We start from the raw sequence: 26,772 nt of genomic DNA, 5'->3' as shown, positions 1-26,772 counted from the left end.
CCCACCCGGGGCCAGCCCTGCCTCGGCCCCACCCGGGGCCAGCCCCGCCTCGGCCCCGCCCCGGGCCGGACCCGCCCCGGCCCCCGTCCCGCCCCTCGTCCTCCCCCGGGAGCCCCGTTTTCGTCCCGTGGGTGTCCGTTGGGTTCCTTGCGGGTGGGATTCCTTATCGGTCCGGGGTGGTGGGGGAGTGTTCCGTGTGGGGGTGGGCAGGTGGGGGCGTGGGGTGTGGATACGCCGTGGGGCGTGGGGTGTTGGTCGTGGTGACGGGGGTCTCAATGGGGGGCGGGGGCCGGTGACAAGCCGCACAGAACAAATCGGACCTACTAGGACCTCTCGTAGATTTTGACGTCCCTTTTGTCCACCTCCAGGCCCAGCCTGGGAGGCGTCAACAGGAACGTCGCCCTCCGGTTCGCTACGAGTCCGGGTAGTAACGGGGAGGTTTGGGGAACTAGGGGGGCCCGGGTTACCAAGGTTGAGCAAGCCCGGCACCGACGGCTTCACCGCCGCAGAGCCGGGTCCTTTCTTGCCCGATTCACTTCCTTGTCCCCGGCCCCGGAGGTCTGCACATGTCCGCGAACCGCGTCAGCACCCGTCGTACCCGCATAGCCGTCGTCGCCACCGGACTCGGTGCGGTACTGGCTCTCGGGGCCGGAGCGAACGCGGCCTTCGCCGACACGGCGCCGGCCGCCGTCTCCGGCACCGCCGAACTGGTCGCCGTCCAGGCCCAGGCGCAGGCCAAGGCCGCCGGTGGCAAGAACTCCACCTGGAAGAAGCCGGTCAAGCGCTACACGCTCTCCGCGACCTACGGCAAGGGCGGCAGCATGTGGTCGCACAAGCACTCCGGCCAGGACTTCGCCGTTCCCGTCGGCACCCCGGTGGTCGCCACTGCCGCCGGCACCGTAGTGAAGGCCGGCCCGAACGGTGGCGGCGACGGCCCCGCCTACGGCAACGCCATCGTGATCAAGCACGCGAACAACAAGTACTCCCAGTACGCCCACCTTTCGAAGATCCAGGTCAGGATCGGCCAGAAGGTCGGCGCCGACCAGCGGATCGCGCTGTCCGGCAACACCGGCAACTCCAGCGGCCCGCACCTGCACTTCGAGATCCGCACCACCCCGAACTACGGCTCCGCCATCAACCCGGTGGCCTTCCTGCGCAACGCCGGCGTCAGCCTCTGAGGAACGTCGACGCCACGCCCACCCCAGGGGCCTTAGGGGCCCCGGGGGGCGCATACCGGCAAGGGATCAGATCAGCCACGAATGCGTCGGCTTGGTCTTCTTGTCGAGCTTGTTGTTCTTCAGCCCCGTGATCTGCTCCTGGCCCAGTGCCTGGCCGAAGATCCGGATGTGGTCGAGCGGCCCGTCCCACGCGGCGCTCCAGATCCCGTGGTGGCGCGCCCGGCCCAGCTGGAGCGGACCGGGGCCCGCCCAGATGCCGGAGACCTGCGCCTGGCCGACCATCTTGTCGTCCACCCAGAGCGCGATCGTCTTCTTCTCCGCGTCGTACGTACCCGTCAGCAGGGCCCAGGTCCGTACGGTCTCGACGTTGTCCACCACGACCTGCTGCGCCGTCGCCGCCTGGCCCTTGTCCCCGGTCTGCACCCGGAACACCCAGGCCTTCTTGCCGTTGACGACCTCGAAGCCCAGCTCGAACGAGTACGAGACCCCGTCGCCCTGGCTCACCGCCATGCGGGAGCCCGACTCGGCCACGTTGTAGGCGCGCGTCGAGACGGTGAAGCTCTTCGTGACGTCCACGGCCGCCTCGGCGCCCTGGGCGTACGAGTCGTCCGTGCCCTTGAACCTGACCTCGGTCCGCTTGGACAGCTCGCCCAGCGATGCGCCGGGGCCCAGGGCGATGCCCATCCGACCGTTGCGGTCGCGCAGCAGGTTCGGCTCACCGGCCACGGTCGGGGAGTCGTCCTCCGGGGCCTTCGACTCGGGAGCCTCCGACGACTGCTCCGAAGGGCTCGGCGAGCCGGAGGACGCCGTCGTCGGCTTGTCCGTGGGTTCCCCGTCCCCCTTGAGCAGGAAGAACGCCGTACCCGAGGCCACCAGCACCACGGCCAGGGACCCGATCCCGATGGTCAACAGCCGGCGCTTGCGCTGCTGCGCCTCGCTGCGGTCGGCCATCGCCTGCCAGTCCGGCTGCGAGGACGAGGCGAAGGCCTCGGGTGCCGGCGCGGGCGCGAACGGCTCGGCCTGCGGGAACGGTTCCGCCGGCGGGAACACCCCCAGCGGCAGGCCGGGCTGCGGCTGCCCCTGCGGGGGCTCCTGCTGGTACGGATTGGACTGTGCGGGCCCCGGCAGCCCGGAACCCGGCTGCCCCGAGCCAGGCTGTCCGCCGTACCCGCCGGGTATCCCCTGCGGGAATCCGTAACCGCCGCCGCTCCCGGCGGCGGGGTCGGGCTGGGGGCTGTGCGGGCGATCCGTACCGTCAGTCATGGCACGGATGCTAAAACATCGCCGCGACCGAACGAACGGCCGATGGTTCCGATACGGTCGCGATCCGCCCGGGTCCGCGCGGACCCCGGCACGCGCCGGCGTCCCAACTCACCCCGGCAGCTTGATGATCGGGAAACTCCCCGTCGCCGTCGGCGCGTGTTCCGGCAGCCACAACACCGCCACCGCGCCCGCCGACGCGCCCTCGCCCTCGGCGCCGCCCGGCGCCGCGACGTTGCGGAACGTCAGCCGGGCGCCCAACACCCGCGCCTGGCCCTCCGCGATGGTCAGACCCAGCCCGTGTCCGACGCCCGCCCGGTCCGTCGACCCGGTCCTGAAACGGCTCGGGCCCTCCCGGAGCAACGCCTCGGGGAAGCCCGGCCCGTGGTCCCGTACGCGCACGACGCGGCCCTCGATGTCGACCTGGATCGGCGCCTGCCCGTACCGCGCGGCGTTGGCCAGCAGGTTGCCGAGGATCCGCTCCAGCCGGCGCGGGTCCGTGCTGACGATCTCGTCCGCGACGATCCGTACGCCCGCCTCCGGCATCAGCGACGCCACCCGTCGGCTGACGAACTCGCCGAGCGCCACGTCCTGGAGCTCGGCCCGCTCGGACGCGCTGTCCAACCGGGCCACCTCCAGCACGTCCTCGACCAGCGCCCGCAAGGCCTGCGCCCGGTCCCGCACGAGTTCCGTCGGCCGGCCCGGGGGCAACAGTTCCGCCGCCGTGAGCAGGCCCGTCACCGGGGTCCGCAGCTCGTGCGCGATGTCGGCGGTGACCCGCCGTTCCGCCTCCAGCCGCTGCTGGAGGGCGTCCGCCATGGCGTCCACGGCGCGCGCGAGGTCATCCGTCTCGTCCCGTACGACGCCACCGACGGCGTCGCGCACCCGGACCTCGGGGTCCCCGTGCGCCACGCGCTGCGCGGCGGCCGCCGCCTTGCGCAGGCGGCGCGAGATCTGGCCGCCGATGAGCACGCCGAGCGCCGAGCCGCCGATGACGACCGAGAGGGAGCCGACCACGAGCGCCTGGTCCAGGTCGCGCACCATGTTGGCGCTCTCCCGGAAGGGGTGGTGCAGGGAGAGCACCTGCCCGTTCCCGAGGGGGACCGCGGCCCACACCTCCGGCGCCTTCCGAGGGTGCTCCTGCACGTAGGTGCCGCGCCGGCCCGATCGGGCCTTCTCCCGCAACTGCGGAGGCAGTTCGGGGTCGTTGAGCTTGGCCCCCCAGATGGGCTTGCGGCCCATGTCGGCGTTGCGCGTGGCGATGTACTGGACGCGCTCCAGTTCCGCGTCGCGGGCGCTCTCCATCATCGACACGCGGGCAGCACTGTGCACGACCAGGCTCAGCGCGACCGCGGTGAGGGCGCCCACGGCGGCGATGGCGAGTGTGATCTTCCAGCGGATACCCGTGCGGAGGGTGAAGCGCCTCATGCCTTCAGCTTGTATCCGAAGCCCCGGACCGTCTCGATCCGGTCCTGACCGATCTTGGTGCGCAGTCGTTGGACGTGGACGTCCACGACGCGGGTGTCGCCGCCCCAGTCGTAGTCCCAGACGCGTTCCAGCAGCCGGTCGCGGGAGAGCACGGTGCCGGGCGCCGACGAGAACTCCAGCAGCAGCCGCATCTCGGTCGGCGTCAGGGCGACGGGAGCGCCCGCCCGGCGGACCTCCATGCCCTCGGTGTCGACCTCCAGGTCGCCGAAGGAGAGCACGCCGCGTTCCCCGGCCGGCCCCTCGCCGGAGCCGCCCTGGCCGCCGTTCTGCGGTCCGCCGGCGTGGCCGAAGCGGCGCAGGACGGCGCGGATGCGGGCGACGAGGACGGAGCCGTCGAAGGGCTTGGTGACGTAGTCGTCGGCGCCGGCCTCCAGACCGAGGACCACGTCGATGGAGTCGGCGCGCGCCGACAGCATGATCACGGGGACGGTGGACTCGTCCCGGATGCGGCGGCACAGGCTGACGCCGTCCATCCCGGGGACCATCACGTCCAGCAGGGCGATGTCGGGCCGGTCGGCCCGGAAGGACTCCAGTCCGGACAGCCCGTCGGGCATGGCGGTGACCACGAACCCGTCGCGCTCCAGCGCCAGGGTCGTGGCCTCGCGGATGACGTCGTCGTCCTCCACGAACAGCACATGGGTCTCGGCCATGCCCAGCCTCACTTCAGTTCTTCTGCGTCAGGGCCGGGGCGGGCTGACCCCCGCCGTCGACCACGTTGCTGTACTCCGTGTGCACACGGTCCTGCTCGGTGAACTTCTCCCCGTTCCAGCGGAACGTGATCACGTCCTCGCCGGAGGGGTAGGCCAGGGCGTCGCCCTTGCCGTAGACCTGCTTGATGAGCATCAGGTCGCCCCGGTCGATCTCCGCGTAGACGGGGGACTGTTCGTCCGTGAACACATTCTCGTACTTCCCGCCGTCCGCCCGGTACACGTACGAGCCGAGCCCGAGTGCGTCCGCGCACGACAGGACGTTGACGACGACGTCCACGGAGCCGCCCGCGGTGACCTTCCCGTAGCTCACGTCGATCGGGTACTCCTTGCCCGTGCAGGGCTTGAGGTCCCGTTTGACGGCGGGGCTGACCTTGGGGTCCGCCTTGAGGAGGGCCACCGCGTCGACCTTCTTGAGGGGGCTGCCGGAGGCCGACGCGGGCGCGTGGCCGGGCGGGACGGGCGCGGTGTCCGCGTCCTCCGACGGCTTGGCCGTCCGGGCCACCTGGTCGGTGTGGGCGGGACCGCCGTCGCGCAGCCCGCTGCCGCCCGTGGAGCAGCCGACCGCGAACAGCACGGTGCCGACGAGGACGATCGTCCCCGCCGACACCAGTACGAGCGGCCCCCTCCCGGCACGGGCCGGGGGAGAGCCTCTGTCACTCAGGTCTTGGCCGTTCAGGCCGCGCACCGCTCCCGCCCCTCGTACCGGCTGGTGTGGTCACCGCGTTCGAGCGCACGCATGTCCAGGTCCCGGCTCTCCAGCTCCTGCCGGAGCCGGGCCAGTGCGCGGTGCAGGGTGCTCTTCACGGTTCCCGTCGACATGCCGAGCGCCGCGGCCGTCTCCTCGGTGCTCATCTGCTCCCAGTGTCGCAGGACGACGACACTGCGCTGCTTGGGCGCGAGCACCTTGAGGATGTCCATCAGCAGGGCGCGGTCGGCGCGCTGGTCGGAGCCGTCCTCGACGGACGCGTCGGGGAGCTGCTCGGTGGGGACCTCGTCGAGCTTGCGGGCCCGCCACCACTCGGTCCGGGTGTTGATCATCACCCGGCGGAGGTAGGCGTCGGCCAGGGACTTGTCGGCGATGCCGTCCCAGCGGCCGTAGGTGCGGACGAGGGCGGTCTGGAGGAGGTCCTGGGCGTCCGTGGGGTCCGGGACCAGGCGGCGGGCACTGCGCAGCAGCGCGTCCTGCCGGGTGCGTACGTACTCCTCGAATCCGAGCACCTCGCCGTGTGCCATCTCTGACCGCCTCCGCTGCCGTCCAACCGTCTCCGCCGTCTTACGGATCCGAAGGTACGGACGGGTTGTCACGGCACTGTGCGGGTGAGCCTTCGGTGGACGCACGGACAGCCGTAGGTTGTGTAACAGTGCCGTTGAGCTGCGGTTTCCCGGCCCGAAGCGGAATACTTGAGTCAGCTACGAGCCGGGTTCGAGGAGTTCGCGACCGCTGCGGATTCAGCTCTGCGGCAACCGGTACATGCCCTGCGCGAGCGGCTCCACCAGACCGTCGGAGACCAGCCCGTCCAGCGCCCGGGCCCGCTGGACCGGTTCGTCCCACACGGTGTCGAGGACCGCCTGCGGAACCGCGCCGACCGCCTCGCGCAGCACGGCGAGCAGTTTGCCGCGCACCTGCCGGTCGGTCCCGGCGTACGTCTGTCCGCGGCGCGGCGGACCGTCGTGCGCGGGCTTCCCGGCGAGCCGCCACGCGCACAGTCCCGCCACCGGGCAGCGGACGCAGTCCGGGCTCTTGGCGGTGCACACGAGGGCGCCGAGCTCCATGGAGGCGGCCGCCCAGCGGGCCGCCGTCCCCTCGTCCTCGGGCAGCAGGGCGCGGGCCAGGCGGCGTTCCGCGGCGGTGGTCGCGTTCGGCGGGTATTCGACCCCGGTCGCGGTGCGGGCGAACACCCGGCGCACGTTGGTGTCCAGCACCGCGTGCCGCTGCCCGTACGCGAAGGAGGCCACGGCGGCGGCCGTGTACTCGCCGATCCCGGGCAGCGCCAGCAGCTGCGCGTGCTCGCGCGGTACGTCGCCGCCGTGCCGTTCCGTTATCGCGACGGCCGCGCCGTGGAGGCGCAGGGCGCGGCGGGGGTAGCCGAGGCGCCCCCAGGCGCGGACGGCCTCGCCGGGGGCCTCGGCGGCCAGCGCGGCCGGCCGGGGCCACCGGGCGAGCCACTGCTCGTACACCGGCAGGACCCGGCTGACGGGGGTCTGCTGGAGCATGAACTCGCTGACCATGACCCCCCAGGGGCCGGCTTCGGGGCGGCGCCAGGGGAGGTCGCGGGCGTGCTCGTCGAACCACGCGATGACGGGGGAGTGCAGCGCGTGGGAGACGTCGGGGGAAGGAGTGGTGGATGCAGTCATGGCAGACGGCATCCTGGCACGTTTCGGGCTCAGCGCGCCGGGCCCGGACCGGTGAACCAGACGGCCGCGGAAACTCCGCTCGCCCGTACGGCGGCCACGATCCGACTCATCACACCGGCCAGCGCGACCATCAGGAGGGCGCCGAGCGAGACGCCCAGCAGCAGGCCCATCGCCACGTCGTGCGGATAGTGCACGCCGACGAAGACCCGGGAGAAGGCCATCAGCACGGCCAGCGGCAGGGTCCACACGGCCAGCCGGCGCGCGGCCATGGCGAGACCGACGGCCGCGCCGCCCGCGATGGCGGAGTGATTGCTCGGGAACGACCAGTCCCCGTACTCGGGGCAGGCGATCAGTGAGGCGGCCGCGCCGGCGACGGCGCGGCAGGGCCGTTCCTCGTCGACGGTCGACTTCACCGTCTCGGAGGCGACGTACGTGAGGGCGGTGACCAGCGGTGCCAGGACGGCGAGCGCCACGGCCCGGTCGTCGTGCCCGCGGGAACGCCACCAGACGGCTATGAAGAGCGCACCGAAGAGCAGGAGCCCGTATTTGGTCTCGGCCTCGAACGCCGACTGCACCCAGGGGGGCGTGTCACGGGCGAAGTCGGTGATGTCGCGATAGAGGTCGGAACTGTCCATGGTCACAGACCGTACTCAAGGCCGGATCGCGGTCGTACGGGACCCTTGGCCGGAACTTTGCGATCCGCTCTGCTCCCGCAGGATGATCATCGGCAAAACCTGCCGGTTGTGCGGCATGGGGGGCACTGATCGCGGTGCGAGTTCTCGTAAGGTTCGGTGCGTGGGATCTATGCGCAATCCGGTCGGGCCGCTCCCCTCTTCCATCTACTGGCGACGGAGGGCCGTATTGGCGTCCGTTGTGGCGCTCCTCGCCCTCCTCGCCGTATGGACCGTCAGTTCCGGCGCGGGCAAGTCGAGTACGAACGGCAAGGGCGGCGACGGCTCCGGCCCGCGGGACACGATCACGGCGGGACCGTCCCCGTCCGGCTCGGCGATCAGTCAGGCCCCGGGCGGGCGCACCGAGTCGGGCTCCGGCACGGGTTCCGGCTCCGGCTCCGGCGGCGGCAGCGCGGGCAAGAACGGCGAGCCCGGCGGCGGCAACGGCACGGGCGGCAGCGCCGGTTCGGACGGCGCCGCGGGCTCGGCGGGGGCGGGCGGCGGCAACGGCGGGGCGCAGGTGCCGGCGGACTCCCCGCTGCCCACCTGCCCGACGGGTTCGCTGCAGTGGGAGGTCAAGAGCGTCAAGAACGAGTACGAGACGAACGAGAAGCCCCGTCTCGAACTGTTCGTCCGCAACACCTCCGGCAGTACCTGCAAGGTCGGACTCGGCCCGAAGCAGGCGGTCCTGACGATCATCCAGTCTGCCGGCGCCAAGGCCGTCTGGTCCTCCGGCGACTGCCCGACGGGCGCCGCCACCGCCTTCTTCCGGGTGCCGGCACAGGGCGAGACGAAGCAGTCCCTGGAATGGGACCGCAAGTTCAGCGCCGCGGACCAGTGCCAGACGCCTCCGCCGGGCAGTGCGACCCCCGGCACCTACATGGTCGAGGTCAAGGCCCCGGGCATGCAGGTGGCGCAGGCCTCCTTCGTCCTGAAGCAGGACTGACGGGGCGCCGCGGCGGCGCCGGGAGCGCCGGGAGCGTCGGTGGGGCAGACGTAGCGGTCGAGGGGGTCAGACGTAGCGTTCGAGGATCGAGGACTCCGCGAGGCGCGACAGGCCCTCGCGGACGCTTCGCGCGCGGGCCTCGCCGACGCCGTCGACCGTCTGGAGGTCGTCGACGCTCGCCGCGAGCAGCTTCTGCAGCCCGCCGAAGTGCTCCACCAGCCGCTCGATGATCGCCCCGGGCAGCCGCGGCACCTTCGCCAGCAGCCGGTATCCGCGCGGCGAGACCGCCGAGTCCAGGGTCTCGGGGGAGCCCGTGTACCCGAGGGCCCGCGCCACGATCGCCAGTTCCAACAGCTCCGGGTGCGTCAGCGCGTCCAGCGCCGGGAGCGCCTCCTCGACCGTGCGGGAACGCTTCGCCGTCGGTTCCGGGACGTAGTCGCGGATCACCAGCTCCCGCTCCTGCTCGATGCCGACCGTCAGCTCGTCCAGCTGGAGCGACAGCAGTCGCCCGTCCGTGCCCAGTTCGACCACGTACTCGGCGATCTCGGTCGCGATCCGGCGGACCATTTCCAGCCGCTGGGCGACCGCGGTCACGTCGCGGACCGTCACCAGGTCCTCGATCTCCAGCGCGGAGAGCGTTCCCGCGACCTCGTCGAGGCGCAGTTTGTACCGTTCCAGCGTGGCCAGGGCCTGGTTCGCCCGCGACAGGATCGCCCCGGACTCCTCCAGGACGCGCCGCTCCCCGTCCACGTAGAGCGCGATCAGGCGCATCGACTGCGAAACCGACACCACGGGGAAGCCGCACTGCTTGGACACGCGGTCCGCCGTGCGGTGCCGGGTGCCCGTCTCCTCCGTGTGGATCGACGCGTCCGGCACCAGCTGCACGCCGGCGCGCAGGATCTTGGTGATGTCCTTGTCGAGGATGAGCGCGCCGTCGAGCTTGCAGAGCTCGCGCAGCCGCGTCGCGGTGAACTCCACGTCCAGCACGAAACCGCCGGTGCACATCGCCTCGACGGACTTGTCCATTCCGAGGACGATGAGCCCGCCCGTGTTGCCGCGGACGATTCGCTCCAGGCCGTCACGCAGGGGCTGACCAGGTGCGACCGCGCTCAGCGAGGCGCGCATCATGGCCTCCTGCTTGGAGCTAGCGCCCGACTTGCCGGATGCTGCTGCCCCGTCCTTGGCTGCCACTGCACTCCTCCGGTCGCGGGTCGTACCGCCCCGCGCCACGGGCACGAGGGCGTGCGTACGGCCGGGCGGACCAGCACAAAGTCTACCGGCGCGGGCTGCGCGCCCGCCGTGCCTTGGACCGTACCCGTCCCGCGGATGCCGGCGGCAGGCCCCTGACCTGCTGCCCGGCCAGTTGGCGGACCCTCTGATTCCGCTCCTGGCCGGTGTTCCGGGGGCGGGTTCCGGGGCCAGGGCCCGCCGTCGAACTCCCGGCCGGTGTTCCCGGGGCGCGCGCTCCGCGCGGCCCGGCTCCCCTATTCCGCTCCGCGCTCCTTGGCCGGCGTACGGGACCGGCCGCGCGGCAGTGCCCGCAGTGCCTCGCCCATGTCCGCGACCTCGGTCACCTTCATGCCCGCCGGGATCCTGCCCGGGTCCGCCGGCACCAGCGCGTGCGTGAAGCCCAGCCGGTGCGCCTCCGCGAGCCGCCGCTGCACGCCCGTCACCCGCCGCACCTCACCGGCGAGGCCCACCTCCCCGATCGCCACCAGGTTCTTCGGCAGCGGCACGTCACTGGCGGCCGAGGCCAGGGCCAACGCGATCGCCAGGTCCGCGGCCGGCTCGGTCAGCTTCACCCCGCCCACGGTCGCGCTGTAGATGTCCCGCTTGCCCAGCGCGGTGATCCGACCGCGCTGCTCCAGGACCGCCAGCATCATCGAGACGCGCGAGGTCTCCAGCCCGGACGTGGTCCGGCGGGGGGAGGGGATCTGCGAATCGACGGTCAGCGCCTGCACCTCGGCGACCAGCGGACGCTTGCCCTCCAGGGTCACCGTCAGACAGGTCCCGGGCACCGCCTCGGCACGCCGGGTGAGGAAGAGGCCGCTCGGGTCGGCGAGCCCGGTGATGCCCTCGTCGTGCAGTTCGAAGCAACCGACCTCGTCGGTGGCCCCGTACCGGTTCTTCACGCCGCGCACCAGGCGCAGCCGCGCGTGCCGGTCGCCCTCGAAGCTCAGCACCACGTCCACCAGGTGCTCCAGCAGGCGGGGGCCCGCGATGGCCCCGTCCTTGGTGACGTGGCCGACGAGGATCGTGGACATGCCCCGCTCCTTGGAGGCCCGGATCAGCGCCCCGGCCACCTCGCGCACCTGGGCCATGCCGCCGGGCGCGCCGTCGATCTCGGGGGAGGCGATGGTCTGTACGGAGTCCAGGACCAGCAGCGACGGCTTCACGGCGTCGAGGTGACCCAGCACGGCGGACAGGTCGGTTTCGGCGGCGAGGTAGAGGTGGTCGCTGAGGGCGTTGATCCGGTCGGCCCGCAGCCGCACCTGGCTCGCCGACTCCTCACCGGTGACGTACAGGGTGCGGTGGTCCCCGTTGGCCGCCTTCGCCGCGACGTCGAGCAGCAGCGTCGACTTGCCGACGCCCGGCTCCCCGGCCAGCAACACGACCGCCCCCGGGACCAGCCCGCCGCCCAGGACTCGGTCCAGCTCGTCCACCCCGGTGCTGCGGGCCGTCGCCGTCCGGCCGTCGACCTGACCGATCGGCAGCGCGGGCGACGACACCCGCCCGGCCGCCGTGGTCCGTACGGCGGGGGCGCCGCCCATCTCCTCGACCGTCCCCCAGGCCTGGCACTCCGGGCAACGCCCGAGCCACTTCGCGGTCGTGTAGCCGCACTCGGTGCAGCGGTAGGACGGCCGGTCCTTGGCGGATGAACGAGCGGTGCGGGCAGCCATGCGCCCCACGGTAGCGGCCCCCACCGACAACGCCGGGCGGAGCGGTCGTCAGGGGGACTGTCAGCGCGGTGGCGATCTGTTCACCCGTAAGGACTAAAACTGCTGAAGGCTTCCGGGCCGTCACCGGCGCGCCGCCTACGGTCGCCAGGTGAACAGCAGCGACCAGCGACACCCCGCATCGCGCACCGGCGCACACCGGGCGCACGGGCGTACGCCCGCCGCGGGTCCGACGGGGGGCGCGCCCGCCCCTGCCGACGGGGCTGCCGAGGGGCCCGAGAGGCCCGAAGGGAAGGGTGCGGCCGACGTGACGGACGGGGCGTACGAGGAGTACGGGGAACCCGGGGCACGAAGGGCGCATGGGGCGCACGGGGGGCGGAGCCCGCGGGGGTCCGGAGTCCCGGCGGATACACCGGTTGACGCCTCCGCCGATCGCCCGGCCGGCAGGCCGATGCCGGTTCCGGCTCCGGCTCCGGCGGCGGGGGACACCGCGACCGGCGCCCCGGACACCGTCGACGGGCGGCCGACCGCGCCGCCCGCGCCGCCGCCCTTCCGTCACGAGCCCTACCTGGACGGCCTGTTCACGTACTGCCTGTCGGTCCTGTGCGACCACGACGCCGCCACCGACGTGCTCGGGGACGTCCTCGCCGTCGCCGAACGACACCCCGGCCGCTGCCCCGACGAAGGGGAACGGCGCGCCTGGCTGTACGCCCTCGCCCGCTGGGCCTGCCTGCGCCGGCTGACCGAGCAGCGCCGCGCCCGCCAGGGCGCGCACTCCGCCCGGCGTGCGCCGGAGCACGTCGACCCCCCCCATGCGCCGGGGGCCCACCGCGGGCTCGACGTCAGCGCCTACCGCCGTACGGAGCTGGCCCGACTCGCCTGGCCCGAAGCCGCCGGCACCACCCCCGAGCAGCGCGAGGCCCTCGAACTCGCCGTCCGCCACCGCCTCGGCGTCCCCGAACTGGCCTCCGTCCTCGGCACCGGTCCGGCGGCCGCGCGGGAGCTGCTGTCCGGGGCCGCCTGCGAGGTGGAACGCACCCGCGCCGCCCTCGCCGTCGTCGAGACCGGGAACTGCCCGGTCGTCTCCCGACTCACCGGCGACGACGGCGACGGGGGCGACGGCAACGTGCTGCTGTCCAGCTCCCTGCGCGCCGAACTCGTCCGACACGTCGACGACTGCCCGCGCTGCCGCCGCGCCGCCGAACGCGTCGGCGCGGGCGCGCCCTGGCCCGGCACCGGCGGCGTCAACGCCGCGCTTCCCCTCGTCCCGGCCCCCCGTACCGCCGTCCACGCGGCCATGCTGCGCTCCGGGCGCCGCCGCGGCGGCCGCCCAGGGCCGCGCTTCGACCGGACCGGCTTCCCCATGGACCCCAAGGACCGCGCCGCCCGTCGCGACCGGCTCCGGGCCCGGGCCGTGACCACCACCGTCGTCGCGACCGTCGTCGCCGCGCCGGTCATCGCGCTGTGGGCCGCGTACCGGGGTGCGCCCAGCACCGGCGAGCCCGTCGGGGGCGAGGGCACCCGGATCTCCGCCAGCGAGTCCGACATCCCGTTGCCGTACGCCGACGGCCGCCCGCTCACCGCCTACGAGAACACCGGCAACACCGCCCACACCACCGGCGAGCCCAATTTCGCGCCGGGTGCGGCGGTCCCCGACGTCTCCGTCGAGGTCATCAGCGTCGGCCAGCCCCCGACGCCGGAAGCGGCCGGTCCGGGCACCCCCGGCCGGCTCACCGCAGCCGCCACGACCCGGGGATCCGTCACCCTGCTCACCCTCACCGCCTCGGGCGGCAGCCCCGTCGACTGGCGGCTCTGGTCCGACGCCCCGTGGCTCCGCGCGAGCCAGACGGCGGGCACGATGCGGCCCGGAGAATCGGTCACCCTACGGATCACGGTGGACGCCGCGGCCCAGCCCGTCGGCGCCTGGAGCGCCCGCGTCGGGGTGGACCCGGCGGGCGCGGTCGTCTCCATCCAGGGCCGGGGCCGCCCGGCCCCCGCCCCGGAAACCCCGCCGGCGCCCACGCCGACCCGGACACCCACCCCGGAGCCGACCCCGACGCCCACGCCGACGCCGACCCCCACGCCGACCCCGACACCGCCGGAACCCGCCACCCCGACCCCGACGCCGGAACCCTCCTCAGGAGGAACGGTTTCCCCCGACCCGGCCCCGGCCCCGGCACCGGCCGGGGGGTAGGGGCGGGGGCGAGTCGGGTCAGGGTCGGGTCGGGTCAGGCCGGGTCAGGCCGGGTCCGCCGGGTGCGGGGCCATCGGCAGCAGGGACGCCAGCCGCGCCTCGCAGAGGGCGACGAGGGCGTCGTACCCCTCCTTGCCCATCAGCTCCGTCAGCTCCGGCCGGTACGACACGTACACCGGGTCGCCCGCGCCGTGCGCCGATGTCGCCGACGTGCACCACCAGTGCAGGTCGTGGCCGCCCGGACCCCAGCCGCGCCGGTCGTACTCGCCGATCGACACCTGGAGGATCCGGGTGTCGTCCGGTCGGTCGATCCAGTCGTACGTGCGCCGGATGGGCAGCTGCCAGCACACGTCCGGCTTCGTCTCCAGCGGCTCCTGGCCGCCCTTCAGCGCCAGGATGTGCAGGGAGCAGCCCGCGCCCGCCGGGAAACCGGGCCGGTTCAGGAAGATGCAGGCCCCGTCCCAGCGGCGCGTCTGCTTCTCACCGTCGTCGTCGAACTGGGTCCAGCCGCTCTCGCTGCCCACGTCGTGGAACTGCCACACCTCGGGCGTGAGCCGGGCGACGTGCTCCGCGACGCGCTTCTCGTCGTCCTCGTCGGAGAAGTGCGCGCCCAGCGTGCAGCAGCCGTCGGAGGCGCGGCCCGGCTGGATGCCCTGACACCCGCTGCCGAAGATGCACGTCCAGCGCGAGGTCAGCCAGGTCAGATCGCAGCGGAAGACCTGCTCGTCGTCCGCCGGATCGGGGAATTCCACCCAGGCCCGGGGGAAGTCCAGGCCCTTCTCGTCAGGCTCCTTGCCCTTGTCCTTCTTCGACCGGGTCTTGTTGGCCTTCTTCGTATTTGGCACAAACCCAAGCCTAAGCGCCCCTTACTCCACCCCTCCGCGTTCCGCCCAGTAGCGTTTCTCGTATGAGACTCGGTGTCCTTGACGTGGGTTCGAACACGATTCATCTGCTGGTGGTGGACGCGCACCCCGGCGCGCGCCCCCTGCCCGCGCACTCGCACAAGGTGCAACTGCGGCTGGCGGAACTCCTCGACGAGCACGGCGCGGTCGGCCCCGAGGGCATCGACCGGCTCGTCGCGGTGATCGGCGAGGCCGTTCAGGCCGCCGAGGACAAGGGCTGCGAGGACCTGCTGCCCTTCGCCACCAGCGCGGTGCGCGAGGCCACCAACGCCGACGAGGTCCTCGCCCGCGTCAAGGCCGAGACCGGCATCGACCTGCCCGTCCTCAGCGGCGAGGACGAGGCCCGGCTGACCTTCCTGGCGGTCCGGCGGTGGTTCGGCTGGTCCGCCGGCAAGCTCCTGGTGCTGGACATCGGCGGCGGCTCGTTGGAGATCGCCTTCGGCATCGACGAGGACCCCGACAAGGCAGTCTCCCTCCCCCTCGGCGCCGGCCGCCTCACCTCCGCCTGGCTCCCCGGCGACCCGCCGGACCCGGCGGACGTGAAGGCCCTGCGCAGACACGTCCGGGCCCAGATCGCCCGTACGGTCGGGGAGTTCAGCCGCTCGGGCCTGCCGGACCACGTCGTGGCCACGTCGAAGACCTTCAAGCAGCTGGCCCGCATCGCGGGCGCGGCCCGGGAGGCCGACGGCCTGTACATCCAGCGCGACCTGACCCGGAAGTCGCTGGTGGAATGGGTCCCGCGGCTCGCGGCGATGACCACCCTCGAACGCTCGACCCTCCCCGGAGTCTCGGAGGGCCGCGCCTCCCAGCTCCTGGCCGGCGCCCTCGTGGCGGAAGCCACCATGGACCTCTTCGGCGTGGAGGAACTGGAAATCTGCCCCTGGGCCCTACGCGAGGGCGTCATCCTCCGCAGGCTGGACCACCTGCCGTAGAGGGCGGGGGTACGGGCGCCCCGTCCGCGCCCCCCGCCCCCGTCCCGCCCCCGCCCGCGGCCCCCGGGCTCGCCGCCGTCGGGCCCGGGCCCCGTAACCTGTCCCCGTGGCAGAACCAGTCCGGATCCCGAAAATCGCGCTCTCCACGGCCTCCGTCTACCCGGAGTCCACGGCGACCGCCTTCGAGATCGCCGCGCGCCTCGGCTACGACGGCGTCGAGGTCATGGTCTGGACGGACCCGGTCAGTCAGGACGTCGACGCGCTGCGCCGGCTGTCCGACCGCCACCGGGTGCCGATCCTCGCCGTCCACGCCCCCTGCCTGCTGATCACCCAGCGCGTGTGGTCGACGGATCCGTGGATCAAGCTCCAGCGGGCCCGGGCGGCGGCCGAGCGGCTCGGGGCGTCGACCGTGGTCGTGCACCCGCCGTTCCGGTGGCAGCGACAGTACTCGCGGGACTTCGTCGCCGGGATCTGGCGGATGGCCGACGAGACGGACGTCCGGTTCGCCGTGGAGAACATGTACCCGTGGCGCTACCGGGACCGCGAGATGCTCGCCTACGCCCCGGAGTGGGACGTCACCAAGGACGACTACCGGCACTTCACCGTCGACCTGTCCCACACCGCGACGGCCCGTACGGACGCCAACGCCATGATCGACCGGATGGGCGACCGGCTCGCCCACATCCACCTCGCCGACGGCAACGGATCGGCGAAGGACGAGCACCTGGTGCCCGGTCGTGGCAGCCAGCCCTGCGCGGAGCTGCTGGCCGGCCTGGCCCGTACGTCCTTCGACGGGCACATCGTCATCGAGGTCAACACGCGTCGGGCGATGTCCTCCGCCGAGCGCGAGGCCGACCTCGCCGAGGCGCTGGCCTTCACCCGGCTGCACCTCGCGGACCCGGCGCGGCGCCGATGACCGAGCCCGCGAAGCGCCGTCGCGGCCCCGGCCGGCCCCGGCAGGACGAGGTCGGCGACGGTCCCGGTACCCAGGAGGTCATCCGGCTCGCGGCCCGGGAGGTGTTCGCGGAGCGCGGGTACGACAAGACGTCCGTACGCGGTGTCGCGAAGGTGGCCGGGGTGGACCCGGCCCTGGTGCACCACTACTTCGGCAGCAAGGACGACCTGTTCGCCGCCGCGATCGAGGTGAGCATGGAGCCCGCCCTGATCGTCCCGGCGGTGCTCGGGGAGGGCCCGGACGGCATCGGTGAGCGGCTCGCCCGCTACTTCCTCGGGGTCTGGGAGAACCCGGTCACCCGGGCCCCGATGCTCGCCGTGATGCGCTCCGCCCTCACCCACGAGGCGGCGGCGAAGGTCCTGCGCGGGCTGATCCTGCGCCGGGTCCTGGAGCGGGTCGCGGCCGATCTGGACGTGCCCGAGCCCACCTTCCGCGCCGAGCTGGCCGCCTCGCACATGGTCGGCATCGCGCTCCTGCGCTACGTCGTGCAGGTCGAGCCGCTGGCGTCCGCGGACCCGGAGGACATCGTGGCCCTCGTGGCGCCGACGCTGCAGCGGTACCTGACCGAGGAATGAGCCGCCCGTCCCGACATCCGGACAGCCTGTCCGTATCGCGGGCGACAGGCGTAGCCTCGTAACTGATTCATATCTACAGTCGCGGCCGCGTCCGTCGGGCGGGCCGCACTCATGGGGAGTGAACCCGATGCCCGAGCTGAGGTCCCGCACCGTCACCCACGGCCGCAACATGGCAGGCGCACGTGCGCTGATGCGCGCGTCGGGCGTAGCGAGCGAGGACATCGGCAAGCCGATCATCGCGGTCGCCAACTCCTTCACCGAGTTCGTCCCGGGCCACACCCACCTGGCGCCCGTCGGCAGGATCGTCTCCGACGCCATTCGCGAGGCCGGTGCGATCCCGCGCGAGTTCAACACGATCGCGGTCGACGACGGCATCGCCATGGGCCACGCGGGCATGCTGTACTCGCTGCCCTCGCGCGACCTGATCGCCGACTCGGTGGAGTACATGGTCGAGGCGCACTGCGCCGACGCGCTGATCTGCATCTCCAACTGCGACAAGATCACCCCCGGCATGCTGATGGCCGCGATGCGCCTCAACATCCCGGTCGTGTTCGTGTCGGGCGGCCCGATGGAGGCCGGTCAGGCCACCCTCGTCGACGGCACCGTCCGCAAGCTCGACCTGATCGACGCCATGGTCGACGCCTCCAACGAGAACGTCTCCGACGAGGACGTCCTGCGCATCGAGGAGAACGCCTGTCCGACGTGCGGTTCGTGTTCGGGCATGTTCACCGCCAACTCGATGAACTGCCTCGCCGAGGCCATCGGCCTGGCCCTCCCGGGCAACGGCTCGGTCCTCGCCACGCACACCGCCCGCCGCGCCCTGTACGAGGACGCCGGCCGCACGGTCGTGGAGATCACCAAGCGCTACTACGAGGGCGACGACGAATCCGTCCTGCCCCGCAACATCGCGAGCCGGCAGGCCTTCGAGAACGCCATGGCCCTCGACATCGCGATGGGCGGCTCCACGAACACGATCCTGCACCTGCTGGCCGCGGCGCAGGAGGCGGGCCTGGAGTACGACCTGACCGACATCGACGAGGTGTCGCGCCGCGTCCCGTGCCTGTCGAAGGTCGCCCCGAACGTGGCGCCCGGCGGCACGTACTACATGGAGGACATCCACCGGGCCGGCGGCATCCCCGCCATCCTGGGCGAGCTGCACCGCGGCGGGCTGCTCAACAAGGACGTCACCTCCGTCCACTCGGACAACCTGGAGGACTGGCTCGCCGAGTGGGACGCCCGCTCCGGCGCCGCCTCCGACACGGCCATGGAGCTGTGGCACGCGGCCCCCGGCTGCAAGCGCTCCGCCACCGCCTTCTCGCAGTCCGAGCGCTGGGAGACCCTCGACCTCGACGCCGAGGGCGGCTGCATCCGCTCGGTGGAGCACGCGTACTCCAAGGACGGCGGCCTCGCGGTCCTGCGCGGCAACATCGCCGCCGACGGCTGCGTCGTGAAGACGGCGGGTGTCGACGAGTCGATCTGGACGTTCGAGGGGCCCGCCGTCGTCTGCGAGTCGCAGGACGAGGCCGTCGACAAGATCCTCCGCAAGGAGATCAAGGCGGGCGACGTCGTCGTCATCCGCTACGAGGGCCCGCGCGGCGGCCCCGGCATGCAGGAGATGCTCTACCCGACGTCCTTCCTCAAGGGCCGCGGCCTCGGCAAGGTCTGCGCGCTCGTGACGGACGGCCGTTTCTCCGGCGGCACCTCGGGCCTGTCCATCGGCCACGCCTCCCCGGAGGCGGCCTCGGGCGGCACCATCGCCGTCGTCGAGGACGGCGACCGGATCCGGATCGACATCCCGAACCGTTCGATCGAGCTCCTCGTCGACGACGCCACCCTCGCGGCCCGCCACGAGGCCCTCGGCGGCGTCTACGCCCCGAAGGACCGCGAGCGCAAGGTCTCCGCGGCCCTGCGCGCCTACGCCGCGATGGCCACCAGCGCCGACAAGGGCGCGGTCCGCGACGTCTCCCGCCTGGGCTGACCCCTTCCCGCTCCGAACCCCGCCGGGCGCGTCACCATCCGGCGGGGTTCCGCGCGTCCACGGCGAACACGCTCCCGTCGGGCGCGGACGCGAAGACCCGGCCGTCGATGGCGACGGGTGCGGGGACGGCCGCGGCGACCACGTCCTGGCCCGCGGCCATGCGCGACCTGGTCTGCCCCGCGAGCCGTCCGGCTGCAGCGTCGACGGCGAGCAGCCGCCCGTCCGAAGCCGTCAGGTGGATCCGTCCGTCGGAGAACACCGGCCTGGAGGCGACCGCCACACCGGTTTCCGTCCGCCAGCGCTCCTTGTCCGGGCCGATCGCCACGAGTCCGCCCCGGGGGGAGAAGGCGTAGACGGTTCCGTCAGGTCCCACCGTCGCTTCCGCCTCGTACAGCGGTGCCGCCAGTGGCACCCGCCGGATCGCCCGGGTGGTCACGTCCACCCGCACGACGGCGTCCGTACCAGTGCCGGCGTCGTTGGCGAGGAAGTACATCCCGCCCTGTGCCGTACCGACGGGCCTCAGCCGTCCGGTGGTTCGCGCCTGCCCGCGCACCGCTCCGCTCGCGGCATCCACCTCGACGATCCGGGTCGCCCCGCCGTCCTCGGGCGTGGCCGCGTGGAGGACCGCCGCACCCGAACCGTCCGAGCCGCCCCACCAGGTGGCCGCCGCCCCGCCGCTCTGCTTGGTCCAGCGCTGGGCCCCGCTCGCCGCGTCGAGGGCGGTGACGCCTCCGTCGGCCGCGACGACGAGCGCGAGCGGGCCCGCCGCCACCACGCGGGTGCCCCCGGGCACCTTCCGCCGCCAGCGTTCCTCACCCGTTCCTTGATCCAGGGCTTGGAGCACCTCACTGCCGGACGCGACCGCGAGAACGACCCCGCCCGCGTGGAGGAGGACGCCGTTCGTCACCGTCCCGGCGGGTGCGGCGGCGCGCACCTCCCACATCACGGAGCCGGTCGAGGGATCGAGCCGGGCAGCGGTCAGCCCCCGGCCCGCGCAGTAGAGCCCCGCCGCCTCCGCCGCGCACGTCACGGAATGCCGGCCCAGTGACACCGACCAGGGGGCGAACCGCTTCTCCGGCACGTTCGACGCGTGCGTTGCCGGTGGCCCCGGAGTTCCGGTTCCGGGGCGGAAATGCAGATAGCCGCCGATGGCGCCCGCCGTGAGCAGCAGCGCGAGCCCCATTGCCAGGAGCGCCGGCCTCCGCTTTCGCCCCGGGCCGGCCGGCCGATCGGGTTCCCGCACGGCGTCGTCCCCGGCGACGCGGTCGCGCAGGTGGGTGATCTCCTCCGCCGGTACCGGGCCGCGCGGCTGCGGTATGAAGGCCTGCGTGTCCTCGGCCGTCCGGCTCGTCACGGTCCGGATCTCGGTGATCAGCGCGTCGGCGGTCGGCCGATCCGCGGGATCCTTGGCCAGGCAGCGGGCCACGATCGGGACGAGCCTGGCAGGGAGCTGGGTCAGATCGGGCTCGGCGTGCACGACCTGGTACGCGACGAGGTAGTGGCTGTCGGAGTCGAAGGGACCCCGGCCCGTCGCCGCGTGCACGAGCACCGCGCCCAGCGCGAACACGTCCGCGGCCGTACCCACTTCACGGGGCCGCTGGAACTGTTCCGGCGCCATGAACGGCGGCGTCCCGATCAGCTTGCCGGTCTCGGTGCGCAGGTCGCTGTCGGCCGGGCGGGAGATCCCGAAGTCGATGACCCGCACCCCGTCGGGGGCCATCAGTACGTTGCTCGGCTTCAGGTCCCGGTGCACGACCCCGGCCCGGTGGATGTCCCGCAGCGCCTCGGCCAGTCCGGCGGCGAGCCGGGTCAGCTCGACGGCGTCCAGCACCCGCTCCCGTACCCGTTCCGACAGCGTTGGGGCGTCGACGAACAGGGTGGCCATCCAGGGCCGCTCGGCGTCCGGGTCCGCGTCCACGACGGGCGCGGTGAAGGCTCCGCTGACCCGCCGCGCGGCCTCGACCTCCTGCCGGAACCGCGCCCGGAACTCCGGATCCACCGCGTGCTGTGCGTGCACGACCTTGACGGCGAGTTTCAGCCCGGAGCTGGAAGCGGCCAGGTGGACGACGCCCATGCCACCGGAGCCGAGTACGGATTCGAGCCGGTACTGGCCCGCGTACTCCGGAAACCCCGCGTAGTCCGCACGCCGTGACTGCACCGCTCACCACCCCCGCCGGAGCCTAGTCGATGGCCCGTGGGAACATCCAAGGGCTCGCCACCCCGCGCGCGTTGCGCGGGGGCACATCCAAGGGGGGATGTTCCACATGTCCGTTGAGAACGATTCCAGCCAGGCGCAGGGCCTCGCAAGCACTGCCGGGTTCCCGACCTACCCGCTCGCTCCGGGGTACAAGGTGAACGTCCGCAGCGGCCCGGGCACCAACTACGCCATCATCGATTCCCTGCCCGTCGGCGGCTACGTCACGATCCGCTGCCAGTGCCCCGGCACGACGATCAGCGGCCCGTACGGCACCACCGACCTGTGGGACTGCATCGGCAACGGTCAGTTCGTCTCCGACGCCTACGTCAAGACCGGCAGCGACGGCTACGTCGCCGGCCGCTGCGGCTGAGCGACGGCCCGGGACCTCTTCCCGGGACCTCCGCCCCGTCACCCGTTCCGCCACGCGAGACGCCCCCGGCCGACCCGACCCGCCGGGGGATAATCGCTGCTGTGAGCGACGACGAGCAGCGAGACCAGAGCCAGAGCCAGAGCCGGGGTCCGGCCCAGGGCCGTGCCCAGGCGCCCGGCGAGGGCAACGGCCGGGCCGGCGACAAGGGCGAGACCGACCGGCCCGCCGGACCCGCGGCGCCCGCCACGCCCACCGAGCCGACCCCCGGCCCCCGCCCCGAGCCGATCCGGTTCTTCGGCACCACCTGGGTGGACCACGACAACGGCTACGCCCCGCGCCGCGCCGCGGTCGCCGTCGGCGCGCTCGTCGCCGCCGTCGCCGGCGCCTACCTGCTGCGCCTCGCCTACGAGGGCCTGGAGATCGGCAACGTCGGCCCGTTCCTGAGCATCTCCGTCGTCATCCTCTTCGCGATCGCCAGTTCCATCGCCTTCGCCAAGACCTGGGAGTCCTTCGGCCGTCGCGTCGCCCCGTCCTCCGACGAGGCCGCCCTCAAGGGGCTGAAGGCGATCGGTTTCATCGGCTCCCTCATCGCGTACTTCCTGCGCTGCCTCGTCGAGGCCCCCGGGGAGAAGCTGCACCGGGTCGAGTACGAGCGCGCCCTCGCCGAGTTCACCCGTCGCCGCAGCAGCCGTACGGGCAACCCCGCCGCCCGTCGCCCCAAGCGCAAGAAGTAGCGGCGCCGCCCGGCTTCCGAGCCCCGCACCGCAACCCGCACCCACCGGCCGATTGACGCCCTGGCACCGCCAGGAGCATTATTCATCACATGATGAATAAACAGTCGGAGGAAACGGCGTCCCCCACCCCCGCCACCCCCACCCCCGCCATCCACGCCCACGGCCTCACCGTCCGCCGCGGCACCGGCCGCAACCCCCGCACCGTCCTCGACGCCATCGCCTTCGACGTCCCCCGAGGCCGCATCACCGGCCTCCTCGGCCCCTCCGGCTGCGGCAAGTCCACCCTCATGCGCGCCGTCGTCGGCACCCAGGCCCACGTCACCGGCACCCTCGACGTCCTCGGCCGCCCCGCCGGCCACCCCGAGAACCGCGCCCGGATCGGCTACGTCACCCAGGCACCCTCGGTCTACGACGACCTCACCGTCCGGCAGAACCTCGACTACTTCGCCGCCGTCCTCGACCCCGGCCGCGCCGCGGCCGCCCGCCGCGCGGAAACCGTCACCCGCGCCATCGCCGACGTCGACCTCACGACCCGCGCCGACGCCCTCGCCGGCAACCTCTCCGGCGGCCAGCGCAGCCGCGTCTCCCTGGCCGTCGCCCTCCTCGGAACGCCCGAACTGCTCGTCCTCGACGAGCCCACCGTCGGCCTCGACCCCGTCCTGCGCCGAGACCTCTGGAACCTCTTCCACGACCTCACCGCCCGCCGCGGCACCACGATCCTCGTCTCCTCCCACGTCATGGACGAGGCGGAGCGCTGCCACGACCTGCTCCTCATGCGCGAGGGCCGGATCCTCGCCCAGGACACCCCCGACGCCCTGCGCACCCGCACCGGCTCCGCCACCGTCGAAGAGGGCTTCCTCCGCCTGGTGGACGACGCCGACACGCCCGCCACCCCCGCGCCCGCCGCGCCCGCACCCACAATCCCCGCGCCCGCCGCGCCCGCCACCGAAGGAACCCGCCGATGAACGGCGCCCGCACCCTCGCCACCGCCGCCCGCGTCCTGCGCCAGCTCCGCCACGACCCGCGCTCCATCGCGCTGATGCTCCTGGTCCCCGTGGTGATGCTGACCCTGCTGCGCTACGTCTTCGACGGCAGCCCGCAGACCTTCGACACGACCGGCGCGAGCCTCCTCGGGATCTTCCCCCTCATCACCATGTTCCTGATCACCTCGATCGCCACCCTGCGCGAACGCACCTCCGGCACCCTGGAACGCCTCCTCGCCATGCCCCTCGGCAAGGGCGACCTCATCGCCGGCTACGCCCTCGCCTTCGGCGCCGTCGCCGTCGTCCAGTCCCTCCTCGCCACCGGACTCGCCCTCTGGGCCCTCGGCCTCGACGTCATCGGCTCCCCCTGGCTGCTCCTCCTCGTCGCCCTCCTCGACGCCATCCTCGGCACCGCCCTCGGCCTCTTCGTCTCCGCCTTCGCCGCGTCCGAGTTCCAGGCCGTCCAGTTCATGCCGGCCGTGGTCTTCCCCCAGCTGCTCCTCTGCGGACTCTTCGCACCCCGCGACACCATGCAGCCCGTCCTCGAAGGCCTCTCGAACGTCCTGCCCATGTCCTACGCCGTCGACGGCATGACCCAGGTCCTCACCCACACCGACATGACCACCGACTTCGTCCGCGACGCCCTCGTCGTCGCCGGCTGCGCCCTGCTCGTCCTCGTCCTCGGCGCGGCCACCCTCCGCCGCCGCACCCCGTAGCCGAACCCCCGCCGCCCACGGACCGGACGCCCGCCCGCCGCTCCCCGGCCGGGTGCAAGGATGAACCCGTACGTCCTTACGTTCGTTCGGCGAGGTGAACCCGGCATGACCCAGACAGTCGCAGTCCTCGGTACCGGCAAGATCGGCGAGGCCCTGCTCAGCGGGATGATCCGCGGCGGCCGGCCGGCGGGCAAGCTGCTCGTCACCGCCCGCCGCGCCGAGCGCGCCGAGGAGCTCAGCACCCGCTACGGCGTCGAGGCCGTCAGCAACGCCGAAGCCGCCAAGCGCGCCGACACGCTCATCCTCACCGTCAAGCCCCAGGACATGGGCAAGCTCCTCGAAGAGCTCGCACCCCACATCCCCGCCGACCGCCTGGTCATCAGCGGCGCCGCGGGCATCCCCACCTCCTTCTTCGAGGAACGGCTCGCCCCCGGCACCCCCGTCGTCCGCGTCATGACGAACACCCCCGCCCTCGTCGACGAGGCCATGTCCGTCATCTCGGCCGGCAGCCACGCCACCGCCGCCCACCTCCAGCACACCGAGGAGATCTTCGGCGGCGTCGGCAAGACCCTGCGCGTCCCCGAGTCCCAGCAGGACGCGGCCACCGCCCTCTCCGGCTCCGGACCCGCCTACTTCTACTACCTCGTCGAAGCGATGACGGACGCGGGCATCCTCCTCGGCCTGCCCCGCGCCCAGGCCCACGACCTCATCGTCCAGGCCGCCATCGGCGCCGCCGTGATGCTCCGCGACAGCGGCGAGCACCCGGTCAAGCTCCGCGAGGCCGTCACCTCCCCGGCCGGCACGACCATCAACGCCATCGTCGAGCTGGAGAAGCACGGCGTACGGGCGGCCCTGATCGCCGCCCTGGAGGCGGCCCGCGACCGCAGCCGCGAACTCGCCTCCGGCAACAGCTGACCGTACGGGGGAGGGCGTACGGGATCAGGGGGCCAGCAGCCCGATGGCCTCGTACGCCCGGTCCACCACCGGCCGGGCCAGCGCCCTGGCCCTCCCCGCGCCCTCCCGGAGCACGCGCTCCACCTCGCCCGGATCCGCGGAGATCTCCGCGTGCCGCTCCCGCAGGGGCCGCAACAGCTCCACCACGGCGTCGGCGACGTCCCGCTTCAAGGGCCCGTACTGCGCGTACCCCTCCGCGAGCACCTCAGGATCCCCGCCGGTGCAGGCCGCGAGGACGTCGAGGAGGTTGGCCACTCCCGGGCGCTCGGTCCGGTCGTAGACCACGCCGTCCGCACCGCTGTCGGTCACGGCGCGCATCACCTTCTTGCGGATCACCGCCGGCTCGTCGAGCAGGTAGACGATCCCCGAGCCGCTCTCGTGGGACTTCCCCATCTTCGAGGTCGGGTCCTGGAGGTCCATGACCCGAGCCGCCACCTGGGGATGGGTGGCCTTCGGCACGGTGAAGGTGTGCCCGTACCGCTGGTTGAACCGCACGGCGAGGTCCCGCGTCAGCTCCACGTGCTGCCGCTGGTCCTCACCGACCGGTACCTCGTCGGTGTCGTACGCCAGGATGTCGGCGGCCATCAGCACGGGATAGGTGAGCAGCGACAGACGTACGCCCTCCCCGGCGTCCTGCGCCTTCGTCGCCTTCTCCCGGTACTGGATCATCCGGCGCAGTTCCCCGTCCGAGGCGGTGCACTCCAGTAGGTAGGCGAGCCGGGTGTGCTCGTCCACGTGGCTCTGCACGAACAGCGTGCACTTCTCCGGTCCCAGCCCGGCGGCGAGCAACAGCGTCGCGGCCTGCCTGCTGAGCCGGCGCACCCGCGCCGGATCGTGCTCGACGGTGAGGGCGTGCAGATCGACGACGCAGAACAGGGCGTCGTCGGGCTTCTGCTCGGCGGCGACCCACTGCCGCACGGCCCCCAAGTAGTTCCCCAGAGTCAGGTGCCCGGTCGGCTTGACCCCGCTGAAGATCCTCGTCATGTCCCGCTCTCCCTTGTCCCGTGGCTGTCGTGGCGCCGCCGTGTCGGGCGACCGAGCCACTCCCGGGAGGGGAGAAACAGAAACGGCCGCCGTAGCGGCGGCCGTGAACGCATGTGTGCTCGCGTGGAAGGTCGGCCGCCGTCAGGCGGCCCACCAGCGAAGGTCGAGCGTGATCGCATGCGTAGTCATACGAGCCACCGTAGCCCGGGGACGGCGCCGCGCGGAGCGTTTTCCGTCCACGACCCCGCACCGTGCCGCCCCTCCACCCCCGCTGTTCACGCGCGGTCAGCCGGGGGTTGACACACCAGTGCCCGATCCGTAAGGTTCTTCGAGTTGTCCGAAGTGAGCGCCGACCCCGGTCGGTCCCCGGACAGCCATCCCGCACTACACATTCGAACGAACGACTCAAGTTGTCGTCTCGTTTTCATGCGTATTTGCGAATGAGGAATCCGCGTCCCAGGACGCAGCCGCCGATTGGCTTCGGGGGCAGGGAATCCGCTACTGTCTCACTCGTCGGAAGGGCCCAACAGCCCGGAGGACAAACCCCGCTGACCGGGAGTCAGGTCCGAAAGGATCTGATAGAGTCGGAATCGCCGGAAAGGGAAAAGCGCGAAAGCGCAGGACCTGGAAAGCACCGAGGAAATCGGGCCCGAGAGAGTCTGATAGAGTCGGAAACGCAAGAACAGAACAGAACGAAAGCCCGGAGGAAAGCCCGAGAGGGTGAGTACAAAGGAAGCGTCCGTTCCTTGAGAACTCAACAGCGTGCCAAAAATCAACGCCAAAAGTTGATACC

At 72.6% G+C, this 26,772-nt stretch carries 25 protein-coding genes; 12 read left to right on the top strand and 13 right to left on the bottom strand.

Annotated features, from left to right (window positions below; genetic code table 11):
- Positions 1-566 precede the first annotated feature (566 nt).
- Positions 567-1,178 (top strand): M23 family metallopeptidase, encoded by a 612-nt coding sequence (locus tag NOD94_RS29480; protein WP_281209191.1) that lies wholly within the window; start codon positions 567-569, stop codon positions 1,176-1,178.
- Between the two features lie 66 nt (positions 1,179-1,244).
- Here NOD94_RS29480 and NOD94_RS29475 read toward each other — a convergent pair whose 3' ends face one another.
- The 7 genes from NOD94_RS29475 to NOD94_RS29445 all read right to left on the bottom strand — a co-directional run bounded on the left by NOD94_RS29475 (position 1,245) and on the right by NOD94_RS29445 (position 7,626).
- Positions 1,245-2,441, bottom strand: coding sequence for a LamG-like jellyroll fold domain-containing protein (locus NOD94_RS29475; protein WP_281209190.1), 1,197 nt, complete (start codon positions 2,439-2,441; stop codon positions 1,245-1,247).
- Positions 2,442-2,549: 108 nt separating this feature from the next.
- The gene (cseC, locus tag NOD94_RS29470) at positions 2,550-3,866 is read right to left on the bottom strand and encodes a two-component system sensor histidine kinase CseC (protein WP_281209189.1); all 1,317 of its coding nucleotides are present in this window, start codon (positions 3,864-3,866) and stop codon (positions 2,550-2,552) included.
- Positions 3,863-4,576 carry a two-component system response regulator CseB gene (cseB, locus tag NOD94_RS29465; RefSeq protein ID WP_281209188.1) on the bottom strand — a complete coding sequence of 238 codons (714 nt, stop codon included), beginning with the start codon at positions 4,574-4,576 and terminating at the stop codon, positions 3,863-3,865. The genes cseC and cseB overlap by 4 nt, the downstream gene beginning before the upstream one ends.
- Before the next feature lie 13 nt (positions 4,577-4,589).
- Positions 4,590-5,243: a hypothetical protein gene (locus NOD94_RS29460; RefSeq protein WP_281209187.1), complete on the bottom strand. Its 654-nt coding sequence runs from the start codon at positions 5,241-5,243 to the stop codon at positions 4,590-4,592.
- A 65-nt stretch (positions 5,244-5,308) separates the two neighbouring features.
- A complete protein-coding gene (locus NOD94_RS29455; RefSeq protein WP_281209186.1) occupies positions 5,309-5,869 on the bottom strand; it encodes a SigE family RNA polymerase sigma factor in 561 nt (186 codons plus the stop codon).
- A gap of 216 nt (positions 5,870-6,085) precedes the next feature.
- Complete coding sequence (locus NOD94_RS29450) at positions 6,086-6,991, bottom strand: A/G-specific adenine glycosylase (RefSeq protein ID WP_281209185.1); 906 nt, start codon at positions 6,989-6,991, stop codon at positions 6,086-6,088.
- Between the two features lie 29 nt (positions 6,992-7,020).
- Positions 7,021-7,626 carry a phosphatase PAP2 family protein gene (locus NOD94_RS29445; RefSeq protein ID WP_281209184.1) on the bottom strand — a complete coding sequence of 202 codons (606 nt, stop codon included), beginning with the start codon at positions 7,624-7,626 and terminating at the stop codon, positions 7,021-7,023.
- Between the two features lie 226 nt (positions 7,627-7,852).
- Between NOD94_RS29445 and NOD94_RS29440 the strand changes: the two genes are divergently transcribed.
- The gene (locus NOD94_RS29440) at positions 7,853-8,608 is read left to right on the top strand and encodes a hypothetical protein (protein WP_348652360.1); all 756 of its coding nucleotides are present in this window, start codon (positions 7,853-7,855) and stop codon (positions 8,606-8,608) included.
- Positions 8,609-8,674: 66 nt separating this feature from the next.
- Here NOD94_RS29440 and disA read toward each other — a convergent pair whose 3' ends face one another.
- Together disA and radA are read right to left on the bottom strand one after the other, a co-directional pair.
- On the bottom strand, positions 8,675-9,799 hold the full coding sequence (disA, locus tag NOD94_RS29435) for a DNA integrity scanning diadenylate cyclase DisA (protein ID WP_281209182.1): 1,125 nt from the start codon (positions 9,797-9,799) through the stop codon (positions 8,675-8,677).
- Between the two features lie 293 nt (positions 9,800-10,092).
- A complete protein-coding gene (gene radA, locus NOD94_RS29430) occupies positions 10,093-11,508 on the bottom strand; it encodes a DNA repair protein RadA (protein ID WP_281209181.1) in 1,416 nt (471 codons plus the stop codon).
- A gap of 448 nt (positions 11,509-11,956) precedes the next feature.
- On the opposite strand from radA, the gene NOD94_RS29425 reads away from it, so the two are divergent.
- Entirely contained in the window at positions 11,957-13,699 is a 1,743-nt protein-coding gene (locus tag NOD94_RS29425) for a hypothetical protein (RefSeq protein ID WP_281209180.1), read from the top strand.
- Positions 13,700-13,743: 44 nt separating this feature from the next.
- On the opposite strand, the gene NOD94_RS29420 is transcribed toward NOD94_RS29425, so the two are convergent.
- Positions 13,744-14,544, bottom strand: a complete 801-nt coding sequence (locus tag NOD94_RS29420; protein WP_281209179.1) for a hypothetical protein — start codon at positions 14,542-14,544, stop codon at positions 13,744-13,746.
- Between the two features lie 62 nt (positions 14,545-14,606).
- Between NOD94_RS29420 and NOD94_RS29415 the strand changes: the two genes are divergently transcribed.
- From NOD94_RS29415 to ilvD, 4 genes are all read left to right on the top strand, one after another.
- Entirely contained in the window at positions 14,607-15,533 is a 927-nt protein-coding gene (locus NOD94_RS29415; protein WP_281209178.1) for a Ppx/GppA phosphatase family protein, read from the top strand.
- Positions 15,534-15,639: 106 nt separating this feature from the next.
- Positions 15,640-16,449 (top strand): sugar phosphate isomerase/epimerase, encoded by an 810-nt coding sequence (locus NOD94_RS29410; protein WP_281209177.1) that lies wholly within the window; start codon positions 15,640-15,642, stop codon positions 16,447-16,449.
- A complete protein-coding gene (locus NOD94_RS29405) occupies positions 16,446-17,063 on the top strand; it encodes a TetR family transcriptional regulator (RefSeq protein WP_281209176.1) in 618 nt (205 codons plus the stop codon). The genes NOD94_RS29410 and NOD94_RS29405 overlap by 4 nt, the downstream gene beginning before the upstream one ends.
- Before the next feature lie 127 nt (positions 17,064-17,190).
- On the top strand, positions 17,191-19,041 hold the full coding sequence (gene ilvD / locus NOD94_RS29400; RefSeq protein WP_281209175.1) for a dihydroxy-acid dehydratase: 1,851 nt from the start codon (positions 17,191-17,193) through the stop codon (positions 19,039-19,041).
- A gap of 31 nt (positions 19,042-19,072) precedes the next feature.
- Here ilvD and NOD94_RS29395 read toward each other — a convergent pair whose 3' ends face one another.
- The gene (locus NOD94_RS29395) at positions 19,073-21,199 is read right to left on the bottom strand and encodes a serine/threonine-protein kinase (RefSeq protein WP_281209174.1); all 2,127 of its coding nucleotides are present in this window, start codon (positions 21,197-21,199) and stop codon (positions 19,073-19,075) included.
- A 106-nt stretch (positions 21,200-21,305) separates the two neighbouring features.
- Between NOD94_RS29395 and NOD94_RS29390 the strand changes: the two genes are divergently transcribed.
- From NOD94_RS29390 to proC, 5 genes are all read left to right on the top strand, one after another.
- Positions 21,306-21,608: a peptidase gene (locus NOD94_RS29390; RefSeq protein ID WP_281209173.1), complete on the top strand. Its 303-nt coding sequence runs from the start codon at positions 21,306-21,308 to the stop codon at positions 21,606-21,608.
- 284 nt (positions 21,609-21,892) lie between these two features.
- Entirely contained in the window at positions 21,893-22,342 is a 450-nt protein-coding gene (locus NOD94_RS29385) for a hypothetical protein (protein WP_281209192.1), read from the top strand.
- 89 nt (positions 22,343-22,431) lie between these two features.
- Positions 22,432-23,307, top strand: coding sequence for an ABC transporter ATP-binding protein (locus NOD94_RS29380; RefSeq protein ID WP_281209172.1), 876 nt, complete (start codon positions 22,432-22,434; stop codon positions 23,305-23,307).
- Positions 23,304-24,041 carry an ABC transporter permease gene (locus NOD94_RS29375; protein WP_281209171.1) on the top strand — a complete coding sequence of 246 codons (738 nt, stop codon included), beginning with the start codon at positions 23,304-23,306 and terminating at the stop codon, positions 24,039-24,041. Before NOD94_RS29380 ends, NOD94_RS29375 begins: the two co-directional genes overlap by 4 nt.
- Positions 24,042-24,146: 105 nt before the next feature.
- Positions 24,147-24,956 (top strand): pyrroline-5-carboxylate reductase, encoded by an 810-nt coding sequence (proC, locus tag NOD94_RS29370; RefSeq protein WP_281209170.1) that lies wholly within the window; start codon positions 24,147-24,149, stop codon positions 24,954-24,956.
- 24 nt (positions 24,957-24,980) lie between these two features.
- Here the strand turns inward: proC and trpS are convergent, their stop codons facing one another.
- Together trpS and NOD94_RS29360 are read right to left on the bottom strand one after the other, a co-directional pair.
- Positions 24,981-25,979 (bottom strand): tryptophan--tRNA ligase, encoded by a 999-nt coding sequence (trpS, locus tag NOD94_RS29365; RefSeq protein WP_281209169.1) that lies wholly within the window; start codon positions 25,977-25,979, stop codon positions 24,981-24,983.
- 506 nt (positions 25,980-26,485) lie between these two features.
- The coding region (locus NOD94_RS29360) for a hypothetical protein (protein ID WP_281209168.1) at positions 26,486-26,772 on the bottom strand (287 nt) is incomplete at its 5' end.

It is taken from the genome of Streptomyces sp. Isolate_45, assembly GCF_024721315.2.
Classification (GTDB): Bacteria; Actinomycetota; Actinomycetes; order Streptomycetales; family Streptomycetaceae; genus Streptomyces.
The sequence above is the reverse complement of the archived record's forward strand: the minus strand, read 5'-3'. Positions and strand labels throughout refer to the sequence as shown.